This is a genomic window from Drancourtella massiliensis (assembly GCF_016900655.1).
GTDB lineage: Bacteria > Bacillota > Clostridia > Lachnospirales > Lachnospiraceae > Sellimonas > Sellimonas catena.
Genome location: NZ_JACJKH010000064.1, coordinates 1 through 1,683, shown reverse-complemented (window position 1 = coordinate 1,683; position 1,683 = coordinate 1). Strand labels below are relative to the sequence as shown.

The following is a 1,683-nucleotide window of genomic DNA, read 5'->3' as shown; positions in this document are numbered from 1 at the left end:
CAGCACTGAAGAATAAAAACTTTTCGCAATAAAAATCCCAGAGATTTCCTGCTTTTCTTCTGTTTAATGTAAAATAAAAGAAAAAAATTTTACACACAGGAGAAAAGTATGAAGAAACTGAAGAAAAAAGCCGACTGGCTTACCAAAGCAAAGAAGCGTAAGATGAAGAAAAAAGACAGAGGGATTGTGGAAATCATGATGCTTACCCGTCATTTTTTTAAAGAACTTCCACAATGGCTTAATGAGATGACGGATCCGAGACACCCTTCCTATACTACCTACAGTCAGGCAGATCTGGTGTTGATGGGGATGCTGAAAAATATGTGTGCAGTAAAGAGCATGCGCTCCATGGAAGAAACCTTTAATGAAGATGCGTGTATTGCCACACTCCGGATTCTGTCCGGTGATCAGGGGCTTTCAGAAATGCCGCATGCGGATACACTGAATTATTATCTGGAACGCCTTTCTCCACAATGTCTGGCAGATGTAAGAAAAAAGATGGTGAAGAGCCTGATCCGAAAGAAAAGCTTTTCCCGTTCCAGACTGCTGGGGAAATACTGGAGAGTCATCATAGACGGGACCGGGCTCTTTTACTTTCGTGAAAAGCATTGCGAAAATTGTCTTGTGACAACGGTGACACGGGAAGTAGATGGGAAAGAGGTCAAAGTGAAAAGATATTATCATAAAGTTCTGGAGGCGAAACTGTTGCTGTCGCCGGGGATCCTGATCAGCCTTGATACAGAATTCATTGAAAATGAGAAGGAAGATGTCAGCAAAAATGACTGTGAGATCAATGCGGCGAAACGGCTGCTGGAACGGCTGCATAAAGACTATCCGAGACTGCCGGTCTGTCTGCAGGGGGATGCCCTTTATGCGGCAGAGACGATCATGAAGATGTGCCGTGACTGGAAATACATCCTGACCCAGAAGGCAACACGGCAGAAAGTGCTGGCAGAGAGCTATGAATGGATTGCCGGTGGAGGCGGAGCAGAGACGTTGACGGGAATCGGGAAAGAAGGCGGGAACGGAGAATATATCAACCATGTAGAGGAAACGGCAGGGAAGGAAGAAGAAGCGGATATGTACCGCTATCGGTATGAAACAGAAGAAGACGGGGAGAAAGAAATCCATGAATTCCAGTGGATCACAAACATCGAACTGACAAAGAAAAATCTGGAGGAAATGATTGAAGCAGGCCGTGGAAGATGGAAAATAGAGAACGAAGGGTTCAATAACCAGAAAAATGGGATTTATGATATTGAGCATTTAAACAGCCGGGACAGCAATGCGATGAAAAATCATTACCTGATCACACAGATAGCAGACATAGTCATGCAGATCTACCTTTCCTTCAGCCCATTGAGGAAAGAGATCGGGCAGAGCATAAAAAATACATCTTCAGGGTTACTGGAAAGTTTTCGCAGACATACAGTAACGGATGAAGATGTATCCTACATTTCGAAATACACAACCGTGTATCTTGAATGACAGGGTTATTATACAACAGGTGGTGATAGAATGGAAGATGGAAAAAAGTAAATATCCACATTTTTTTGAAGAGGAGTCCGTATGGCCTTGAGATGTGGATAACGGCTCCAAAGGAGACGCTTGTTGTGCAAAATAGCCACAATAACATACTCTGGCTGAAAAGCAGGGATTTCTAAAATTTATTCTTTACCGCTG

General features: G+C 43.4%; 1 protein-coding gene. It reads left to right on the top strand.

Features of this window, described 5'->3' with window-relative positions:
* The first annotated feature begins 108 nt into the window (after nt 1-108).
* Entirely contained in the window at nt 109-1,488 is a 1,380-nt protein-coding gene (locus tag H6A32_RS15685) for a transposase family protein (protein ID WP_204864806.1), read from the top strand.
* Nucleotides 1,489-1,683: the final 195 nt, after the last annotated feature.

Bases quoted from the DNA above. Each gene is read 5' to 3' on its own strand.
- H6A32_RS15685 (WP_204864806.1), top strand. From the start codon at position 109: ATGAAGAAACTGAAGAAAAAAGCCGACTGGCTTACCAAAGCAAAGAAG.